The sequence below is a fragment of the Obesumbacterium proteus genome (genome assembly GCF_001586165.1).
GTDB lineage: Bacteria > Pseudomonadota > Gammaproteobacteria > Enterobacterales > Enterobacteriaceae > Hafnia > Hafnia protea.
Map to the genome: position 1 here is coordinate 829,916 of NZ_CP014608.1, position 19,440 is coordinate 849,355.

The window sequence follows — 19,440 nt, forward strand, 5'->3', positions numbered from 1 at the left end:
ATAATGGAGCATATAAAAGAGATTATTATTTATTTGTCTGAAACCTTGCAGACATTTTTAGAACTTATCTCTGTTTTATGTGTGTTGATAGGGCTAGTGAGAACGCTGTGGTCGGTTATTCCTAACTTTAATAACCAGTCCATTTTTCACATTATGAGAACGCGCTTTGGTAGCTGGTTAGCTTTGGCGTTAGAGTTTCAATTAGCAGCAGATATTTTGGCGACGACAATAAATCCAAGCCTTGATGAATTACTTAAGTTAGCGATTATTGCGGTTATTCGTACTTTCTTGAATTATTTTTTGTCGAAAGAGCTAACGGCAGAAAATAAATAAAGTATATTTAGTGATGTATGTGAAAATAAATAAGGATGGTTTATGTTAGAAAATTACTTCCCAGATCATGTTTCGAATGAGCAGAAACAGCGCACTATCGCAGTTAACGCGGCGCTTGAGCTGATTAAAGTCACTTTGGCGGATAGCAATGATGGAAACAGCGTTAGCCACCAACTGCAAGCGGCAGAGAAACATATCGAATCTTTAGCCGATGCTATCCAGAAAGCCTTGAAGATCTAGTTAAGGTTTATCTATGGGCGGCGCGAACTGCGCTGCCCATATTGAGTTTGGCGGCAAGCCGATTAGCTCCCCGCAACATCAGCCAATGCTTTGTGAATCACTTCTGAAAGTTCGGCAACGTCGAATTTTGCAACGTAGCCATTAGCTCCGACTTTACGGACGTGGTCTTCGTTTGCGCTGCCTGAGAGTGACGAATGGATAACTACCGGGATCTGTTTCAGCGTGGCTTCGTTTTTAATATTTCGCGTCAGGGTGAAGCCATCCATTTCAGGCATTTCGATATCGGTTAATACCAGTCCAATTCGGTCGGTGATTGATTGGCCGGCGGCTTTGGCTTCGGCAGCAATAGACTGAATTTTCTCCCAAGCTTCTAAGCCGGTAGTATGCATCTGCGTCGGAATGCCCATGCCTTTTAGCCCCTGTTCCAGCATCGAACGGGCGACCTTTGAGTCTTCAGCCACAATGGCAACAGCGCCGGGTTTCAAGGCAAAGCTTTTCTCTTTAATCGCTTCCACATCGACGTTACGACCCGAAGGGATAATGTCGTAAAGAATTTGCTCAACATCGAGCACCAGCGCTAAATCCTTATTACCATTTTCATCTTCCATACTGGCAATGCTGGTGATATTACGGCTGTTTACACCGGCTTCAGCGGTATGCACCTGACTCCAATCTAGGCGAATTATATTATCGACAGCCTCTACGGCAAAAGCCTGCGTACTCCGTGCATACTCGGTGATGAGGAGCAAATTGAGGCCGGTTTCAGGCGTGCAGCCGAGCGCTGCCGGAAGGTCGATAACCGGCATAATTTGGTCACGGATATTCACCACACCCAACAGTGGTGAAACCATGCCAGCCGCGCGATTAATTTTTTGCATGGGCACAATTTCACGCAGCTTGAAAACGTTGATCCCATAAAGCTCTGATTTACTGTCGTGTTGGCTTACACCTAACCGAAACAGTAACAGTTCAAACTTGTTGGATAAGGCTAGGTTAGCCCTTTCATCGATATCTTTCTGAAAACTATCCATCTAAACCTCAATTGTTAATCGGCAGGTGTTGTTAATAAGCAGTGTTTTCCATAAACAACGTTGGTCACAACACGAAGTGAATGCGTTATATATGTTATCGGCAAAGTTGAGGAAAAATAGAGAGTAGGGAGGGAAATGATTTTTCAGCCGAGGCTTTATATTTCGGTAATAGGTTGTTTAAAAAGGATTAGCCCTTATTAGACGTTATTAAAAAAGGCCAAGCGTAATATTTTTATTCGCTTAGCCCGCTGGTCTTGATTTTTACAACCTCATTCCGCCTGAAACTTCAATGCGTTGCCCATTGACCCAATGATTATCGTCAGAGAGGAATGAAGCCAGCATTTTACCAATATCGTCTGGCAAGCCTGGTCTGCCAAGCGCAGTCATGTTTGAAACGACTTGGTTTATTTCCGGATTATCGCGAACGACGCCGCCGCTGAAATCGGTTTGAATGGCGCCTGGCGCTACGCTATTCACCGAAATATTGCGTTTGCCGAGATCGTGAGCCAGATAACGAGTGAAAACCTCAACGGCACCTTTAACGGTGGCGTAGGCCACGCTATTTGGGTTCACAAAACGAGTTACGCCAGAAGAGATATTGACGATTTGACCGCCGTCTTTCATCAGCGGCAACAGCTTCTGGGTGAGGAAAAATACGCCTTTGAAGTTCACCTGAAATTGTAAATCTAATTCTTCTTCAGTCACTTGCATAAACGGCGTGTGGTTGGAGATACCCGCGTTATTAACGAGATAATTAAACCTATCAGCATTGAGTTCGTTTAGTGCTTCTTGTACTTGTGCAGCAAAACCATCAAATCCGGCTACGTTGGCCGTATCAAGGTGCAGGGCGATAGCTTTTGCTCCTGCTTTCTCTGCTTCTTCCACCACTTCTGCCGCTTCTTGCTGGCCTGATTTATACGTAAAAATAGAATGAATGCCGCGTTGGGCGAGATTGATGACGGTACTACGGCCAAGGCCTCGGCTTCCACCGGTGATAACTGCGACTTTAATGTTCTGGGTCATGATAAAAACGCCTCGTTGGTTTGATAAGTTAATGATAGGCATAGAAGGAGATAGTGGCGTGCTTGTTATGCGCGTATTATTGCCAGATCGTCTTTTTCGTAATGAATCCGAATATGAGCGAAGAGCTGCTATCTCTGCTAGCAAAGCATACATTTTCAAGCCATGAACAAACCCCGTTTTTAACGTCATTACCCGGCGTGACGCTGGTTCGAGCGAGTAATGGGCGATACCCTCGTCATATTTTGCATCGGCCTGCGCTATGTCTTGTACTGCAAGGCGTTAAGCGCACGGTTTTTGGTGAGGTTCCTTTTGATTACGCGGCTGGTCAGGCATTGATTGTTACAACGGCAATGCCAGGCGTGAGTCGCATACTGGAAGCTGATGCACGACATCCATACTTGGGCGTCATTATTGAATTCGATATAGCCGTGATACGCGATGTTTTTATGCAGCTCTCACATCGACTTTCGCAGCAAAATACCGCGCCACATGCGGCATTTGTGATAGATATCGATGCTCAACTTTCTCGCTGCTTATTACGTGGTCTACGATTGCTTGATAGTCCTGACGCGATCCCCGTGCTTTATGCTGGGTTTATGCAGGAGCTATGCTATTGGCTACTCATGGGACCTAACGGAGCTGATGTTGCACGTATTGTTACGCGTGATACTCACTCAATGGGGGTTGCAGGGGCGCTAGATTTGCTCAGAGAGAAGTACAAAGAGCCGTTGAGCCTTGAGTCTTTGGCGAAAGCGGCAAACCTTAGCCGTTCTGCTTTTCACCGTAAATTTAAAGAGTTAATTGGCATGAGCCCTTTAGAATATCAAAAGCAACTGCGTTTGCTCGAGGCTCGCCAACTGCTGTTGTCACGTAAAGGCACCGCGGAGGCCATTGCTTTTCAAGTGGGCTATAACAGTCCCAACCAGTTCAGCCGCGAATACTCGCGCATGTTTGGTTTATCACCGCGTAAAGACGCGCTGTTGTTGCGCTAATGCTTGGGTTATTTTTCTAAGAAATAGAGGGAGGGATATGAAGAAGCTAAGGCTAGATTTTTACTCTCAAACGCCACTTACGGTTGCCCAACAGCTAATCGGCTGTTATTTGGTTCGAGAGCAGGAAGAAGGGCAGATTATTGGGCGGATAAACGAAGTCGAAGCCTATGACAGCGCGATTGATAAAGCGAGCCATGCCTATGGGGGCAAACGAACCGTCAGAAATGAGCCTCTTTTTCAGGCTGGCGGCATAGCCCACGTTTACTTTATCTACGGCATGCATAATTGCCTTAATGTGGTAACAGGGCTGGCTGACGATGCGACGGCGGTTTTAATTCGGGGTATCGAGATTGTCCAAGGCATCGATCTCGCTGCACAAAACCGCAGTTGAAAAATATATCTAACGGCCCTGGCAAGCTTTGCCGTGCGCTCGCCGTTGATAGGTCGTTTGATTACGCGTCACTACTGGGTGATCAACTTTATATTTGTGAACAAATTGGTGGGCATAAAAAACAGGTAGAAAAAATCGTCGCGAGTAAGCGTATTGGGATTGATTATGCCGAGGAGGCCGTTGATTTCCTTTGGCGTTTTACCGATGAGTAAATACCAAGAATCATTTTAACATTATAAAAAATAAAGAAATTCTATTTAATCTACAATCGCCAGTGACTGGTCCATTGAGTTAATGAGCTGCCGTAGTAGCTGTATTTCATTATCTGACCACCATCCCATCACGTTGCCGATCAACAAAGCATCTCGTAAATCATTGACCGTTCTGACCTCAAATTTGTAGTCATGTTTGAGATCCCAGTGATTATCAAAGACTGTGCATGTCAGATTGGCCGGTAAATCATAGGCATGTGCTATGACGTAGCGCTGATTAGGCTTTGTTTTTAAGTAAATTTGTTCGTTAAATGAGCAGATTTCAAACGGAAAATGAACATCCGTGATCGAGCTTATTATATCTAGCGTGATATTAACTATTTGCATTTTTGGATACCTAAAAACCAAGGCAGTTCTTTTATATTTATAGGCATAGATATAAATAAAAGGGAACGATCTTGATCACAAATTAAATAAACCATAGTTGTCGGTAGAATCACATCTGTCGCTAATTAATATGCTGCCTTATTTATTAAGAGGCGGAAATTAAATCTGTATTTAAAATATTAACAATTAATCTACCTATTATCATCTTGATAATCGGGCGTAGAACTACGCATCTGCAACATTGATAACAATCCATTAATATCGCTTAAATTATATTTGTAAGAATACAAAAATATTTTTTTCTTTAAATCTTCATATAATAATTAAAATGGAAATACTTTTCATAATTTGAAAATCAGAAAATAAATAATGAATTAAATTATCGCGACGCCAATCACATTCAAGTCTGAAATATTTCATCATACTGCAGGCGTCAAATAATCTGTGGGATGAGAAAATGAAGATATATAATAATCTACCTGTGACGCTTAACGACATAATTGAGGCCCAACAAAGGATAAAAGGTCATGTGTATAAAACTGGCATGCCTAAGTCTAACTACCTCAGTGAACGTTGTAACGGCACCATCCATCTAAAATTTGAGAATATGCAACGCACCGGTTCTTTTAAAATTCGCGGTGCTTTTAATAAGTTAGCTTCATTATCCAGAGAAGAACGTGAGCAGGGCGTGATTGCCTGTTCAGCCGGTAACCACGCGCAGGGCGTTTCCCTGTCTTGTGCCATGCTGGGAATTGACAGCAAAGTAGTTATGCCTTGCACTGCGCCAAGCTCTAAAGTTGCCGCAACGGCAGATTATTCTGCTGAAGTTATCCTTCACGGAAATAGCTTTAATGACACCATCTCAAAAGCTCATGAATTAATTGAGTTAGAAAATAGAATCTTTATTCCTCCTTACGACGATGCAAAAGTGATTGCAGGCCAAGGAACTATCGGTTTAGAAATCCTTGAAGATCTGTATGACGTGGATAACGTAATTGTCCCTATCGGTGGTGGGGGATTAATTTCCGGTATCGCTATCGCGTTAAAATCAATTAACCCAACAATCAATATCATAGGTGTTCAAGCGGTCAACGTTCACGGAATGGCAAAATCTTTCCACGAAGGACAATTTTTATCTCACCGCACAACAGGTACAATTGCGGACGGCTGCGACGTGGCGACGCCAGGCAAACTGACATATGAGATTGTCAAAGAGCTGGTAACCGACATTGTTGTAGTCACTGAAGAAGAAATTAAGCGCGGTATGATTGATCTTATCCAAAGAAACAAGATCGTGACTGAAGGTGCTGGAGCATTGGCATCTGCGGCCATATTAAGCGGTAAGCTCAAGGGCTATATCGAAAATAAAAAGACCGTTAGCCTTATTTCCGGTGGGAATATTGATTTATCCAGAATATCAGAGATAACGGGACTGAATCACGTTCACTAATAACTATGCAAACACCCGACAGGGTATAGACCCTAGCTGAGGTTACAGTGATGTAGCCTCAAAAAAGGGCAAATCCGTGAGGAATTACAGTATGACGACAGACAGCGTTACCTATTCGAATCAGGGAACTATGTGGCGGAAATCGGACACCACATGGACTCTTGGATTATTTGGCACCGCCATCGGCGCAGGGGTTCTGTTCTTCCCTATCCGTGCAGGCTTTGGCGGTTTGATCCCTATCCTGATCATGCTTGTGCTGGCCTACCCAATTGCTTTCTTATGTCACCGCGCATTAGCTCGCCTGTGTCTGTCTGGTAGCAATATCACCGGCAACATTACCGACACGGTTGAAGAGCATTTTGGTAAAACAGGTGGGGTCATTATTACCTTCCTGTACTTCTTCGCGATTTGCCCTCTGTTATGGATTTATGGTGTCACCATCACCAACACCTTCATGACATTCTGGGAAAACCAGCTGCAGTTAATGCCGTTGAACCGTGGCCTCGTCGCTCTGGTTCTGTTAATGGCCATGGCTTTCATCATCTTCTTCGGAAAAGATTTGATGGTGAAGGTAATGAGCTTCCTGGTGTTCCCATTCATCGCCAGCTTGGTTCTGATTTCCCTGTCGCTGATCCCTTACTGGAACGCGTCTGTATTTGAACAAGTTAGCACTAGCAGCATCTCTCTGCTGGGTCACGACGGCATTCTGGTTAACGTATGGCTGGGTATCGCCATCATGGTGTTCTCCTTTAACTTCTCGCCTATCGTTTCCTCTTTCGTTGAATCAAAACGTGAAGAATACGAGCCTGAGTTTGGCAAGCAGTTCACCGAAGACCGCTGCTCTAAAATCATCTCTCGCGCAAGTATGCTGATGGTTGCCGTGGTCATGTTCTTTGCCTTCAGCTGCCTGTTTACGCTGTCTCCAGCGATGATGGCCGACGCTAAAGCGCAAAACATTCCGGTTCTTTCTTATCTGGCAAACCACTTCTCAAGCATGGCCGGTGGTAAATCTACCTTCTCAACCGTGTTGGAATATGGCGCGTCACTGATTGCTCTGGTCGCTATCTTCAAATCGTTCTTCGGTCACTATCTGGGAACGTTGGAAGGGATGAATGGCCTGATTGTTAAGTTCGCTTGTAAAGGCGACAAGAAGAAGTATTCAACCGGCAAACTGAACCTGATCAGCATGTTCTTCATCATGGGCTCTACTTGGGTAGTGGCTTATGTTAACCCGAACATCCTTGACCTGATTGAAGCCATGGGTGCGCCTATCATTGCCTCCCTGCTGTGTCTGCTACCGATGTATGCGGTTCGCAAAGTGCCAGCGCTGGCAAAATATAAAGGCAAGCCAGAAAACTACTTTGTTACCATCGTTGGCCTGCTGACCATTCTGAATATTTTCTACAAACTTATTTAATCTAAATTTTAAAGAATAACAGCTAACTCCTCTCTGGGGAGTTAGCTGTGAGGTATATCTATGTCTTCAAAATCTGTAGTGCTAGTTATTAATTGTGGATCTTCATCAATTAAATTCTCTGTTATGCAAGGAAATAACTGCGATGTGATGATGTCCGGCATTGTTGATAACGTCGGTATTGAAAATACCTCAATGACCATTGATAAAACTATCAGTATTAATTTAAAAACCGGTAGTTATGAAGATGCATTGAACTCTATTGTTAGAGAATTAGAAAAAAGAAAACTCAGCGATGCTATTTCATGTGTGGGTCACCGTATTGCCCACGGTGGAGAAGCATTTAGCGATGCGACATTAATTAATGATGAAGTTTTGAAAGAAATTACTAATGTTTCATCCCTGGCACCTTTACATAATTATGCCAACCTTGAGGGCATTATGGCTGCGCGCCATATATTCCCTGAATTACCGCATGTAGCCGTATTTGATACCGCGTTTCATCAGACCTTAAAACCTGAAGCTTATACCTATGCGCTTCCACAGCAATATTTCAAACAATATGGCGTGAGAAGATATGGCTTCCACGGAACCTCTCATCGCTATGTGGCACAGCAGGCGATTGAACAATTAGGCTTAGATGAAAAGAACTCTGGGATTATTGTCGCTCACCTAGGTAATGGCGCATCTGTCTGTGCGGTACAAAATGGCCAAAGCGTTGATACGTCTATGGGCATGACTCCGCTGGAAGGCTTGGTCATGGGAACGCGTAGCGGTGACGTTGATTTTGGCGCATTAGCATATTTGGCGGATAAAACCGGCAAGACGTTAGAAGATTTGATGTTCATGGTGAACAAAGAGTCTGGTCTGTTAGGTATTTCTGGGCTTTCAAGCGACCTGCGCGTGTTGCAAAAAGCGTATGAAGAAGGGCATGAAGGCGCACAGCTGGCGATCAACGTTTTTGTGCACCGCTTAGCCCGTCATATCGGTGGCCATGCTGCTTCGTTGAATAAGCTTGATGCCATTGTGTTCACCGGCGGCATTGGTGAGAACTCTGAGCTGATTCGCCAATTAACGCTACAGCATCTTGCGGTATTCGGTCTTGAACTCGACGAAGCAAAAAATCATCTGCGTCGCACCGGAGAGGCTGAAGTGATTACGGCGCCGAGTTCTAAAGTTATTGCCGCAGTGATCCCAACTAATGAAGAGAAGATGATTGCGCTGGATGCTATTCGCGTGAGTTCCTCCGCTGAACATATTGCATTCGCATAACGTAATTTAATTACGCCTAAATAAATACTGCCGAAATACTCTTTTCGCCCCTAATTAAATAGGGGCGATACCTATGGTTCATGGAGCTTGATAATGAATATCGATCTGGACGTGACAGAGAATACATTTACTGAAGCTTGGAATGGTTTTGCAGGAACGGAATGGAAAGAAAGCATTAATGTAAGAGACTTCATTCAGAATAACTATTCGCCTTATGAAGGCGATGAGTCTTTCCTTTCGACTGCAACCGAAGCAACCACCAAGCTGTGGGAAAAAGTAATGGAAGGCGTGCGGATTGAAAACTCCACTCACGCGCCGGTCGATTTTGATAATGATATAGCAACAACCATTACCGCCCATGCACCGGGGTATATCCATCAAGATCTGGAAAAAATTGTTGGCTTACAAACTGAGAAACCGCTGAAACGTGCGTTATTCCCGTTTGGCGGAATCAATATGATCGAGAGCTCGTTTGAAGCCTACAATCGCAAGCTGGATCCTAATTTTAAATATCTTTTCACCGATATTCGTAAAACACACAACCAAGGCGTGTTTGACGTTTACTCACCTGAAATGATGCGCTGCCGTAAATCCGGCGTTTTAACCGGTTTGCCAGACGGCTATGGCCGTGGGCGTATCATCGGTGACTATCGCCGCGTGGCTCTGTATGGCATCCGTTATCTGATCCGTGAACGTGAATTACAGTTTGCTGATTTACAGGGCAAACTGGAGAAAGGGATTCAGCTTGAGCAAGTGATTCGCCAGCGCGAAGAATTGGCCGAGCAGCGCCGTGCGCTGAAGCAAATTCAGGAAATGGCGGCGAAATACGGGTTTGATATTTCTCGTCCGGCACAGAACGCGCAAGAAGCTATTCAGTGGCTCTATTTTGGCTATTTGGCGGCGGTGAAATCGCAGAACGGCGGCGCGATGTCGCTGGGCCGTACTTCGACGTTCTTAGATGTGTATATCGAACGCGATCTGAAAAATGGGGTGATCAATGAGCAGGAAGCACAGCAGCTGATTGACCATTTCATTATGAAAATCCGCATGGTGCGTTTCTTACGCACGCCTGAGTTTGATACGTTGTTCTCTGGCGACCCAATCTGGGCAACCGAAGTTATCGGCGGGATGGGCTTAGACGGCAGAACGCTAGTCACCAAAAACTCCTACCGTTATCTGAATACGCTGGAAACCATGGGGCCATCACCAGAGCCTAACCTGACAATCCTGTGGTCAGAGCGCTTACCAAAAGCATTCAAAGCCTACGCTGCGAATCTGTCTATCGCGACCTCGTCGTTACAGTATGAAAACGATGATTTGATGCGCCCTGACTTTGACAGTGATGACTATGCGATTGCCTGCTGTGTTAGCCCAATGGTGGTTGGCAAGCAGATGCAGTTCTTTGGTGCTCGCGCCAACTTGGCAAAAACCTTGCTGTATTGCATCAACGGCGGCGTGGATGAAAAACTGAAAATTCAGGTTGGTCCGAAAGTGCCAGCCATGACAGATGAAGTCTTGGATTACGACAAAGTCATGGCGAGTCTGGATTCGTTTATGGATTGGTTGGCAGTGCAGTACATCACTGCGCTGAACGTTATCCACTACATGCACGATAAATACAGCTATGAAGCCGCGTTAATGGCGCTGCATGACCGCGATGTAGTTCGCACCATGGCGTGTGGTATCGCTGGTCTGTCGGTCGCCGCTGACTCACTCGCCGCTATCAAGTATGCCAAAGTGCGCCCAATTCGTGACGAAAACGGGTTGGCGATCGACTTCGCTATCGACGGTGAATACCCGCAGTTCGGTAACAACGACCATCGTGTCGATGATATTGCCTGTGACTTGGTTGAGCGCTTCATGAAGAAGATCCAGAAGCTGCCAACTTACCGAGATGCCGAGCCAACGCAGTCTATTCTGACCATAACCTCAAACGTGGTTTACGGGCAGAAAACCGGGAATACGCCGGACGGACGCCGCGCAGGCACGCCATTTGGCCCGGGGGCTAACCCAATGCACGGTCGCGATCGTAAAGGTGCGGTAGCGTCGTTAACCTCGGTGGCGAAACTGCCGTTCAAATACGCCAAAGACGGTATTTCTTATACCTTCTCTATCGTCCCAGGGGCGTTAGGCAAAGACGAATTTATCCGTAAAAACAATCTCGTGGGTCTGATTGATGGCTATTTCCATCATGAGGAAAACGTCGAAGGCGGACAGCATCTCAACGTGAACGTTATGAACCGAGAAATGCTGCTGGATGCGATTGAAAACCCAGATAAATACCCGAGTTTAACCATCAGGGTATCAGGCTATGCGGTACGATTTAACGCGCTGACGCGTGAACAACAGCAAGATGTGATCTCAAGGACGTTCACTAGCTCGCTGTAATGTTCTCTAAAGCGAACTAACGAAAGCCCTGCGCAAGTTTGCGGGGCTTTTTTTATAGGGTAAAGGCGCATGTCTTGTCTCACAGTTCCAGCCGAAACAGATTCCACCGTGAATTAGGTAAGGTTATTCTATTCATAAGTTTTCTACATGGAGAGGTCATGAATATGTATAAAAGCATTTTGGTGCCGGTAGATATTGAAGAGGATATTCTGACTCAAAACGCCCTGCGTCACGTTGAGTATTTGGCAAAAATGTCAGACGCTGATGTGCATTTCTTGTATGTTTTGCCAGATGCACAGGCCTTCGTTACTGCATACTCTTTTGGCATCAAAGAGTTTGAAAACAAAGCGGTAACCTATGCTGAAGAAAGAATTAGAGAACTCATTCAGGGGGTAGATTTGCCCGCTGAGCGTATGTCTTACACCATTCGTTTCGGCACCCCGCGGGATGAGGCGCTGCAACAGGCTGATGAAATGGGCGCTGACCTCATCATTGTTGGTTCGCACCGCCCAAGCGTTAAAACGTACCTGCTAGGCTCGAATGCGGCAGGCATTGTGCGCCATGCTAAAGTTAATGTGATGGTGATCCGTTAGGCTGGCTGCCATTCTGTTTGTTTGAATGATTTATGTGAAAAAGGAGCGGATATCCGCTCCTTTTTATTAGCCATTTTGCTCTGCCGCTGTGCCTAATTCAGCAATAACAAACAGGACAAATCGTCGTTTGCATTTATCTTATCGATATAGGCATTCAGCTCTTTAGGCAGGTTGCTGTTGTGATTGTAGACCACATGGAACGAGCCAAATAACTTCATGATCTCTTCCTGCGTTATTTCTCTGGTCATGGACATGATGGATATCTGGGTTTTTAAATAAAAATAATCTGTCATCATTAGATAGTATTGGCGCAGGATGTTGTTCATATCCCGACCAGGGAAACCGCTATTATACATATGATAAAGAAGATAATTTTTCATCACATGCTCGTCAGATAAACAAGAGTTAGCCAAGACCTTTTTCCATTGCGCGTCTAATTGACTAAATTTATCACCTATCTTCGCATCGCTCGGCTCTTGGTCTAACTCTAAATAATGAGCAAGTGCATGGTGATTTTCCTCGAGAAAATCACGTCCTCGATTTAACTGATTAATGGCTGTGCCAAATATGCTTAATAGCATCACCTTCATATTCGGTGAACTGCTAATTTGGCTACGCTGTTGAGCCATATCCCCGTTGGATAGCTGTGTATTTAGCGTTAAGAACAAGGACTCTAGATCGTCAAGGTGCGCTTCAACATCGAATTCGATCTGCTGCAAATAAAGAATAAGGTGCACGATAGCGAGCAGGTTATCCTCGATGGCCGGGCTATCGGCCATGACCAGATGGCTGCAAAATAGGTTAATAAGCTGGGTTGTCTGAGAGCGTTCAATGTGTGCCGCTTTTTTCCCAATCCGGTTAGCCGTTTCAACAATGAGCTTGATGTCTTCATTGACTAACATGCTATCTGGCTGGAATAAAACTTGGTTTGCTACTTCAGGACACGCCATGGTGAGGCTCAACAACGTCTCGTTGGCATACTGTTTTTGGAGGCGGGGAAATGTTTTGCACGTTACGCTCAGGGCATTGGCTCCCATTTTGGCGTGAATGGTACAGAGCTTATCTTCATTGAGCATAGGGCAATTTCCTGACTCATCTGGCTTTACCGTAGCAAAATTGTCATAGCCTTTGCGGGTTAATAGCAGTGAGTTTTTTGCGAAAGATTTAATCTTTTCGTGGTGAGAATCGGTATATTTTTTATAGGTTTTCTTATCAATCGATATTTTCCAGCCGGTACAGCAATGATCGACGCAGTCAGCGCCAGTGCATTGAAATCGGGTGTAAAAATTGGGGGTAACGGTCTTATGTGTTTTCATATGCTAGCCAGTGATAGGGTTCTAGTGATGTTTAAATTATCACCAGCCAGCTTTTTTGATCTTTGAATAAACGGGATAAAAATAGGCTAATTAATGCCACTGCGTGTTTGTTCTAGCATTTGACGATAGCTGCGTATTTCCCTTTGTGAATCTTCCAGCCCTAACGCGAATGCTTGATGGCGTAAATCATTGAGCAATTCTGGTACCGCCTGTTCATCGTCGGTCATGATGGCGATTTCGGCAAAATGGCCTAGCGTTGGCAGATAGTCGAGGGTGATGTGGTAACGACCTAAGAAATAGATGCTGCGGTTTTTCTCCATGCGCAAGCTGGGCTCAAAACCGAGTTTCTGCACCATGCTGGCTACTTTTTCACAATCATCAATATTAATCGCTTCGCATTCAGATACGTCCGGCCCTTTAACGATCCACAGCTTAATGCCTGATGGCTGCATTTCCCGAATGCACATGCTAATGCCGTTCTTTTTCAGCGTTGAGTCTGAGTGCTCAGACGTTGGGAGGTCATAGTAGCAATCGATCTCACGATTATTGAGGTGAAAAGGTTCTGCTCCTGCCAAAGTGATGCGTTCGAGAAAGGCTGCGGGATCGCTGAGATGAAATTTCAGCTCAGCCTCATACTTCCCTGCAAAATGTACGCTCGTCATAGGATGTCTTAGGTAGATAACACGATGTCATGAAGGATAACACGGTAGCCAACTGCACTGACGTTGGTGAGCGCTATTTGTGAAGTGTCTCTCTTAGAAAAATAAATAATTAAGGTAGCTGAATATCTATTATCGTAAAGATTTGTGGATGAACAATAGCGTTTGTTTTTTATGTAAATCTAATCGTTGGGTAGATTATAAATAAATATCACTATAAGGTAAAAAAATAAAATCGTTGTGCATAACATATTGCTAAATGTGCTTTTTATAGTCTTTATTATTGCTTATCTTATTGATTTTAATTGTTTTATGTCGCCTGCTCTGTGTTTTTCACCTGACTTTACAACGCAGATAAATAAGGGCAATACTAATTCCAAGGAAAGAGCGGATAAAACCCTAATGCGTTATATAAGGTTTAACAATAACGCTCATTCTATTTGTATGGCGGTTTAGTGCTCTGAGAATATATACCCTTCATACTTCAAGCTGCATTTTTGTTGGCCGTGTTCACTCACCCGAATCACTTACTTGAGTAAGCTCATCGGGCTTCGTTCACCTGCCGCCTCAATGCAACGCGAATTATTTGGGTATAGCTAAATATCCTCAGCGCGACTAAACGTTATGTTTATTTATCTGTAAGGATAAACACATGATGAAAGTATTAATTGTTGAAAGTGAATTTCTCCATCAAGACACCTATGTGGGTGCCGCCGTTGAGCGTTTGGCCGATGAGCTGAGCCGTCAAAATGTTGAGGTGATCAAAGCCGCCTCATTTGACGATGGCTATGCCATTTTGTCTGCCAATGAAGCGATAGATTGCCTGATGTTTAGCCGCGGAATGGATGACTCCGCCGAACACGCGCTGGCGCAGCAACTGCTTAATAAACTGCATGAGCGACAGGAAAATGTTCCGGTCTTTTTGTTGAGTGACAGAGAGAAAACCACTCAGGAACTTAGCCGCGAGATGATGGAGCAAATCGATGAATTTGCTTGGATCCTTGAAGACACCGCTGATTTTATTGCTGGCCGCGCCGTTACTGCCATGAACCGTTATCATCAGCAGCTGCTGCCACCATTGATGACGGCGCTGATGAAATATAGCGACGTTCATGAATATTCATGGGCAGCGCCGGGCCATCAGGGCGGCGTTGGTTTTACTAAAACGCCAGCCGGTCGTTTTTACCACGACTATTACGGTGAAAACCTGTTCCGCACCGATATGGGGATTGAGCGTACCTCACTAGGATCTTTGCTCGATCACACCGGCGCATTCGGTGAAAGTGAAAAGAACGCGGCCCGCGTGTTCGGTGCAGATCACTCGTATTCTGTGGTGGTGGGGACTTCTGGTTCGAACCGCACCATTATGCAGGCGTGTATGACCGAAGATGACGTGGTGGTTATTGACCGCAACTGTCATAAATCCATTGAACAGGGGCTGATATTAACCGGTGCTAAACCCGTTTACATGCTGCCTAGTCGTAACCGTTATGGGATTATCGGGCCAATTTATCCGCAGCAGATGCAGCCGGAAGTGATTAAAGAAAAAATCGCCAACAGCCCGCTGAGTAAAAGCAAGCAGGGCCAACGCCCTTCTTATAGCGTGGTGACCAACTGTACTTATGATGGTGTGTGCTACAACGCCAAAAATGCGCAGGATTTGTTGGAAAAAACCACTGACCGAATTCATTTTGATGAAGCTTGGTATGGCTATGCTCGCTTTAACCCAATGTATAGCGATCACTACGCTATGCGTGGAGAACCTGGCGATCATGAAGGGCCAACGCTGTTTGCGACTCACTCAACGCACAAACTGCTCAATGCGTTATCTCAGGCATCTTATATTCATGTGCGCGACGGTCGCGGCGCCGTTGATTTTTCACGCTTTAACCAAGCGTACATGATGCACGCCACCACTTCGCCACTGTATGCGATCTGCGCTTCTAACGATGTGGCTGTATCGATGATGGATGGCAACAGCGGTCTGTCTCTGACGCAGGAAGTGATTAACGAAGCGGTAGACTTCCGTCAGGCGATGGCGCGTTTGTATAAAGAGTTTACTCAGGATGGTGATTGGTTCTTCAAACCGTGGAACCAAGAAATTGTTACCGATCCGGCAACCGGCAAGCAGATGGCGTTTGAAGATGCGCCAGCTCAGCTTCTGGCAACCGAACAAAGCTGTTGGGTGATGAATCCTGAAGATAACTGGCACGGCTTTAAAGATCTGCCTGAAAACTGGAGCATGTTGGACCCTATCAAGGTCAGTATTTTGGCTCCAGGCATGGGCGATGACGGTGAGTTGCAAGAGAAGGGCGTACCCGCTGCGTTGGTCACCGCATGGCTAAGCCGTCATGGTATTGTGCCGACGCGCACTACCGATTTCCAAGTGATGTTCCTGTTCTCGATGGGCGTTACCAAAGGAAAATGGGGTACGCTTATCAACACGCTGCTTTCGTTTAAACGGCATTATGATGCTAATACTCCGCTATCTTCAGTATTGCCCGATCTGGTTGCGCAGCAGCCAGAAATCTACGGCAAGCTGGGCTTGCGTGATTTGGGCGACAAAATGTTTGCCTATCTGCGTAAAAATAAACCAGGTGCTAAACTGAATACGGCTTATTCTGGCCTGCCAGAAGCGGTGATGACACCGCGTGCAGCCTATCAGGCCATTGTGGCGAATAAGGTGGAGATGGTTGCGATTGACGGTCTGGTCAACCGTGTTGCAGCTAACTCCATCATCCCTTACCCACCAGGAATCCCAATGCTATTATCCGGTGAAAGCTTCGGCGGTGAAGAGAGCCCACAGATCGGTTATCTGCGAGCTCTACAGGCTTGGGACCACGAATTCCCCGGTTTTGAACATGAAACCGAAGGGACTGAAATTATCAACGGTGTTTATCACGTGATGTGTGTTCGCACGGAATAACCATCGTTGGTGATGAAGCAAAGACACCACAGCAAAAAAAAGATAAAGCAGTTTCTCTTGTAGTATTTGCGCGGGTATATCCCGCGCTTTTTCATTCCTGTATGTTTGTTTTTTACTCTGTAATTGTACAATTACTCTGCGTAAAAAAAATGATACGGAAGTATTTATCCCCGCGATATTGAATAATTAAAAAAGCTCTGTATTTTAGTGTCTGGTCGTAGAATTGTCATATGTATTACTTTTTATTTTATGCCTTATTACTTTAGTCGATAAGTCTAACTTAATAACGGCATTTTATTCTTTTACGTCTGTAGGATGTCTTAATATGAAACTCAGTAACAACGAAGGTTGCGTTGTCGTTTTAACACGCAAAGATGTCACTGTTAATTTTAACTCTGAGAATGAAATTACATTCAAAGCCAATCACATGATGCTAATTTCATGTAAAAATAACGTAATAGATTTTTCAGAACTGGATGACTCAGCAGTATTATATTTGAATAAAGATGTTATTAAGGACTATATCCATTTCTTAAAAAAAGATATCAGCGCTCTGTCCCCTAATCTGCGTTCCACACCGTGCTATATGATTGAACGCTGCCAGACACCACATATTTTCCAAGAGGCGGTACGCCTATCGCAAGATGCGCAAGGCTGTGAGGTTGACCGCGAACGTAGCCGTTGTCTTTCGTTCACCGTTTTATCTATTTTCCTAAGCAATAACAATCTAATACCTTTTCTTATTCGTGAAATTAGAAGCAATCTTAGCGCGAATGTTTACAGCATCATTCAAAGCAATATGCATAAAGAATGGAGCCTAACGTCCGTCGCCAGTTGCCTGTGTTTAAGTCCTAGCTCATTGAAAAAGAAGCTAAAAAATGAAGACACCACCTACAGTAAAATCATCACTGACTGTAGAATGCGCTATGCCGTTGAACAACTGATTGTTTTTAATAAAAATATCTCTCAGGTTTCTTCCCTATGTGGCTATAGCAGCACATCCTACTTTATCTCCGTATTCAAGGAATACTACGGGACAACGCCGCTAAACTATGTGCATCAGCATAGAGGTAAAATGATTGCATAGAATTTCACTATAAATGAATATATTTTAAATTCCTGACTTTGCCATTTTGTTCGCTGAGAATACTTACTAAATTGTTTGCTTGATTAATGTCTAACTACTGCCGAAATGCAACTCTACTCATCGTAGAGAAAAGGTTGTATATATTTATGGTGAGGTGGTTTGGTATATATTTATGAAGTTTGAAAAGTTATGTAATCTTTTAATTATTTATCTTTATAAATATTATTTTAGCTGAATTGTCATTGGCTAAAAATATGCCGGAAATGGCGATGTTAGCCGTTTGCTACTGCCATGATTTAACTCTGAGAGTAATATAATTTCTACCAAAAATTCTATTTAACTTAAGGTTAGATTATGTCTTCGGATTCTGAATCTCATAAAGTTGGCCTCATTCCCGTTACCTTAATGGTATCAGGGAATATTATGGGCTCCGGCGTATTTTTATTACCGGCAAACTTAGCGTCTACCGGCGGAATTGCAATCTACGGATGGTTGGTGACTATCATTGGCGCATTAGCGCTTTCAATGGTGTATGCCAAGATGTCGTCTTTAGATCCCAGTCCCGGCGGTTCTTATGCTTATGTTCGTCGTTCCTTTGGCCCATTCCTTGGTTACCAAACCAACGTGCTGTATTGGTTAGCCTGCTGGGTGGGGAATATCGCGATGGTGGTGATTGGCGTTGGCTACCTCAGCTATTTCTTCCCAATTTTGAAAGATCCAATGGTGTTGACCATTACCTGTGTGGTCGTGTTGTGGATCTTTGTATTGCTCAACATTGTTGGGCCACAGATGATTACCCGTGTTCAGGCAGTGGCAACGGTTTTAGCGCTGATTCCTATTGTAGGGATTGCGGTATTTGGTTGGTTTTGGTTCCGCGGTGAAACCTATATGGCAGCGTGGAACGTGAGCGGGCAGGGCACCTTTGGCGCTATCCAAAGCACCTTGAGCGTAACGCTCTGGTCATTTATCGGGGTGGAAAGTGCCTCGGTGGCGGCTGGCGTGGTTAAAAACCCTAAGCGCAACGTTCCGATTGCCACCATCGGTGGGGTGCTGATTGCCGCCGTGTGCTACGTATTATCCACCACCGCCATTATGGGGATGATCCCGAATGCGGCACTGCGTGTTTCTGCCTCACCTTTCGGGGATGCGGCGCGTATGGCCTTAGGTAATACGGCAGGTGCGGTAGTTTCATTCTGTGCGGCTGCGGGCTGCTTGGGCTCATTAGGTGGCTGGACACTGCTGGCTGGTCAAACTGCTAAGGCCGCAGCCGATGATGGCTTGTTCCCACCCATTTTCGCCAAAGTTAACAAGGCGGGTACGCCGGTTGCGGGTTTGCTGATTGTTGGCGTATTAATGACGATTTGTCAGTTCGGCAGTATTTCACCTAATGCGGCGAAAGAGTTTGGTTTGGTTTCGTCGGTGAGCGTGATCTTTACACTGGTGCCTTATCTTTATACCTGTGCGGCATTGTTGCTGCTGGGCCACGGCCACTTCGGTAAGGCTCGCCCTGTTTATTTGGCGATTGTCAGCATTGCATTTGTCTACTGTATTTGGGCCGTTGTCGGTTCCGGTGCGCAGGAAGTGATGTGGTCGTTCGTGGTGTTAATGGTGATCACGGCGCTTTATGCCTTGAACTATAACCGTCAGCATAAAAACCCTTATCCGCTGGATAATACGAATCCTGATGGTTCGTTAAAAGCATCGGCAAAAAATCCGAGCTAAAGTT

Annotated in this window: 16 protein-coding genes and 1 pseudogene; 12 read left to right on the top strand and 5 right to left on the bottom strand. The window is 44.9% G+C overall.

The window, feature by feature from the left end; genetic code table 11:
• Positions 1–3: 3 nt before the first annotated feature.
• Together DSM2777_RS04045 and DSM2777_RS04050 are read left to right on the top strand one after the other, a co-directional pair.
• Positions 4–333: a DUF1622 domain-containing protein gene (locus DSM2777_RS04045; RefSeq protein WP_061553239.1), complete on the top strand. Its 330-nt coding sequence runs from the start codon at positions 4–6 to the stop codon at positions 331–333.
• A gap of 42 nt (positions 334–375) precedes the next feature.
• Positions 376–573 (top strand): hypothetical protein, encoded by a 198-nt coding sequence (locus DSM2777_RS04050; RefSeq protein WP_061553240.1) that lies wholly within the window; start codon positions 376–378, stop codon positions 571–573.
• Between the two features lie 62 nt (positions 574–635).
• On the opposite strand, the gene DSM2777_RS04055 is transcribed toward DSM2777_RS04050, so the two are convergent.
• A complete protein-coding gene (locus tag DSM2777_RS04055; protein ID WP_046458452.1) occupies positions 636–1,604 on the bottom strand; it encodes a chemotaxis protein in 969 nt (322 codons plus the stop codon).
• Positions 1,605–1,865: 261 nt separating this feature from the next.
• Complete coding sequence (locus tag DSM2777_RS04060; RefSeq protein ID WP_074399229.1) at positions 1,866–2,627, bottom strand: SDR family NAD(P)-dependent oxidoreductase; 762 nt, start codon at positions 2,625–2,627, stop codon at positions 1,866–1,868.
• Positions 2,628–2,740: 113 nt separating this feature from the next.
• On the opposite strand from DSM2777_RS04060, the gene DSM2777_RS04065 reads away from it, so the two are divergent.
• On the top strand, positions 2,741–3,619 hold the full coding sequence (locus DSM2777_RS04065) for an AraC family transcriptional regulator (RefSeq protein ID WP_061553241.1): 879 nt from the start codon (positions 2,741–2,743) through the stop codon (positions 3,617–3,619).
• Positions 3,620–3,656: 37 nt separating this feature from the next.
• Positions 3,657–4,222, top strand: a pseudogene (locus DSM2777_RS04070) (DNA-3-methyladenine glycosylase).
• A 45-nt stretch (positions 4,223–4,267) separates the two neighbouring features.
• Here the strand turns inward: DSM2777_RS04070 and DSM2777_RS04075 are convergent.
• The gene (locus tag DSM2777_RS04075; RefSeq protein ID WP_061553242.1) at positions 4,268–4,609 is read right to left on the bottom strand and encodes a hypothetical protein; all 342 of its coding nucleotides are present in this window, start codon (positions 4,607–4,609) and stop codon (positions 4,268–4,270) included.
• Positions 4,610–5,066: 457 nt separating this feature from the next.
• Here DSM2777_RS04075 and tdcB point away from each other — a divergent pair, with 457 nt between their 5' ends.
• The 5 genes from tdcB (at position 5,067) to DSM2777_RS04100 (ending at position 11,726) form a co-directional block, all read left to right on the top strand.
• Positions 5,067–6,059 carry a bifunctional threonine ammonia-lyase/L-serine ammonia-lyase TdcB gene (gene tdcB, locus DSM2777_RS04080; RefSeq protein ID WP_046458450.1) on the top strand — a complete coding sequence of 331 codons (993 nt, stop codon included), beginning with the start codon at positions 5,067–5,069 and terminating at the stop codon, positions 6,057–6,059.
• A gap of 91 nt (positions 6,060–6,150) precedes the next feature.
• Positions 6,151–7,476, top strand: coding sequence for a threonine/serine transporter TdcC (gene tdcC, locus DSM2777_RS04085; protein ID WP_025799577.1), 1,326 nt, complete (start codon positions 6,151–6,153; stop codon positions 7,474–7,476).
• 60 nt (positions 7,477–7,536) lie between these two features.
• Positions 7,537–8,745, top strand: coding sequence for a propionate kinase (tdcD, locus tag DSM2777_RS04090; RefSeq protein ID WP_061553243.1), 1,209 nt, complete (start codon positions 7,537–7,539; stop codon positions 8,743–8,745).
• Positions 8,746–8,838: 93 nt separating this feature from the next.
• Positions 8,839–11,133 (top strand): formate C-acetyltransferase, encoded by a 2,295-nt coding sequence (gene pflB / locus DSM2777_RS04095; RefSeq protein WP_046458448.1) that lies wholly within the window; start codon positions 8,839–8,841, stop codon positions 11,131–11,133.
• A gap of 164 nt (positions 11,134–11,297) precedes the next feature.
• Positions 11,298–11,726: a universal stress protein gene (locus tag DSM2777_RS04100; RefSeq protein WP_025799572.1), complete on the top strand. Its 429-nt coding sequence runs from the start codon at positions 11,298–11,300 to the stop codon at positions 11,724–11,726.
• Positions 11,727–11,818: 92 nt separating this feature from the next.
• Here DSM2777_RS04100 and fliB read toward each other — a convergent pair whose 3' ends face one another.
• Together fliB and DSM2777_RS04110 are read right to left on the bottom strand one after the other, a co-directional pair.
• Complete coding sequence (fliB, locus tag DSM2777_RS04105) at positions 11,819–13,042, bottom strand: flagellin lysine-N-methylase (RefSeq protein ID WP_061553244.1); 1,224 nt, start codon at positions 13,040–13,042, stop codon at positions 11,819–11,821.
• Positions 13,043–13,128: 86 nt separating this feature from the next.
• Positions 13,129–13,704, bottom strand: coding sequence for a class IV adenylate cyclase (locus DSM2777_RS04110; RefSeq protein WP_061553245.1), 576 nt, complete (start codon positions 13,702–13,704; stop codon positions 13,129–13,131).
• A 652-nt stretch (positions 13,705–14,356) separates the two neighbouring features.
• Between DSM2777_RS04110 and adiA the strand changes: the two genes are divergently transcribed.
• The 3 genes from adiA (at position 14,357) to adiC (ending at position 19,436) form a co-directional block, all read left to right on the top strand.
• A complete protein-coding gene (gene adiA, locus DSM2777_RS04115) occupies positions 14,357–16,627 on the top strand; it encodes an arginine decarboxylase (protein ID WP_061555323.1) in 2,271 nt (756 codons plus the stop codon).
• 325 nt (positions 16,628–16,952) lie between these two features.
• Entirely contained in the window at positions 16,953–17,714 is a 762-nt protein-coding gene (locus DSM2777_RS04120; RefSeq protein WP_061553246.1) for an AraC family transcriptional regulator, read from the top strand.
• A gap of 354 nt (positions 17,715–18,068) precedes the next feature.
• Complete coding sequence (gene adiC / locus DSM2777_RS04125) at positions 18,069–19,436, top strand: arginine/agmatine antiporter (protein WP_061553247.1); 1,368 nt, start codon at positions 18,069–18,071, stop codon at positions 19,434–19,436.
• Positions 19,437–19,440 lie beyond the last annotated feature (4 nt).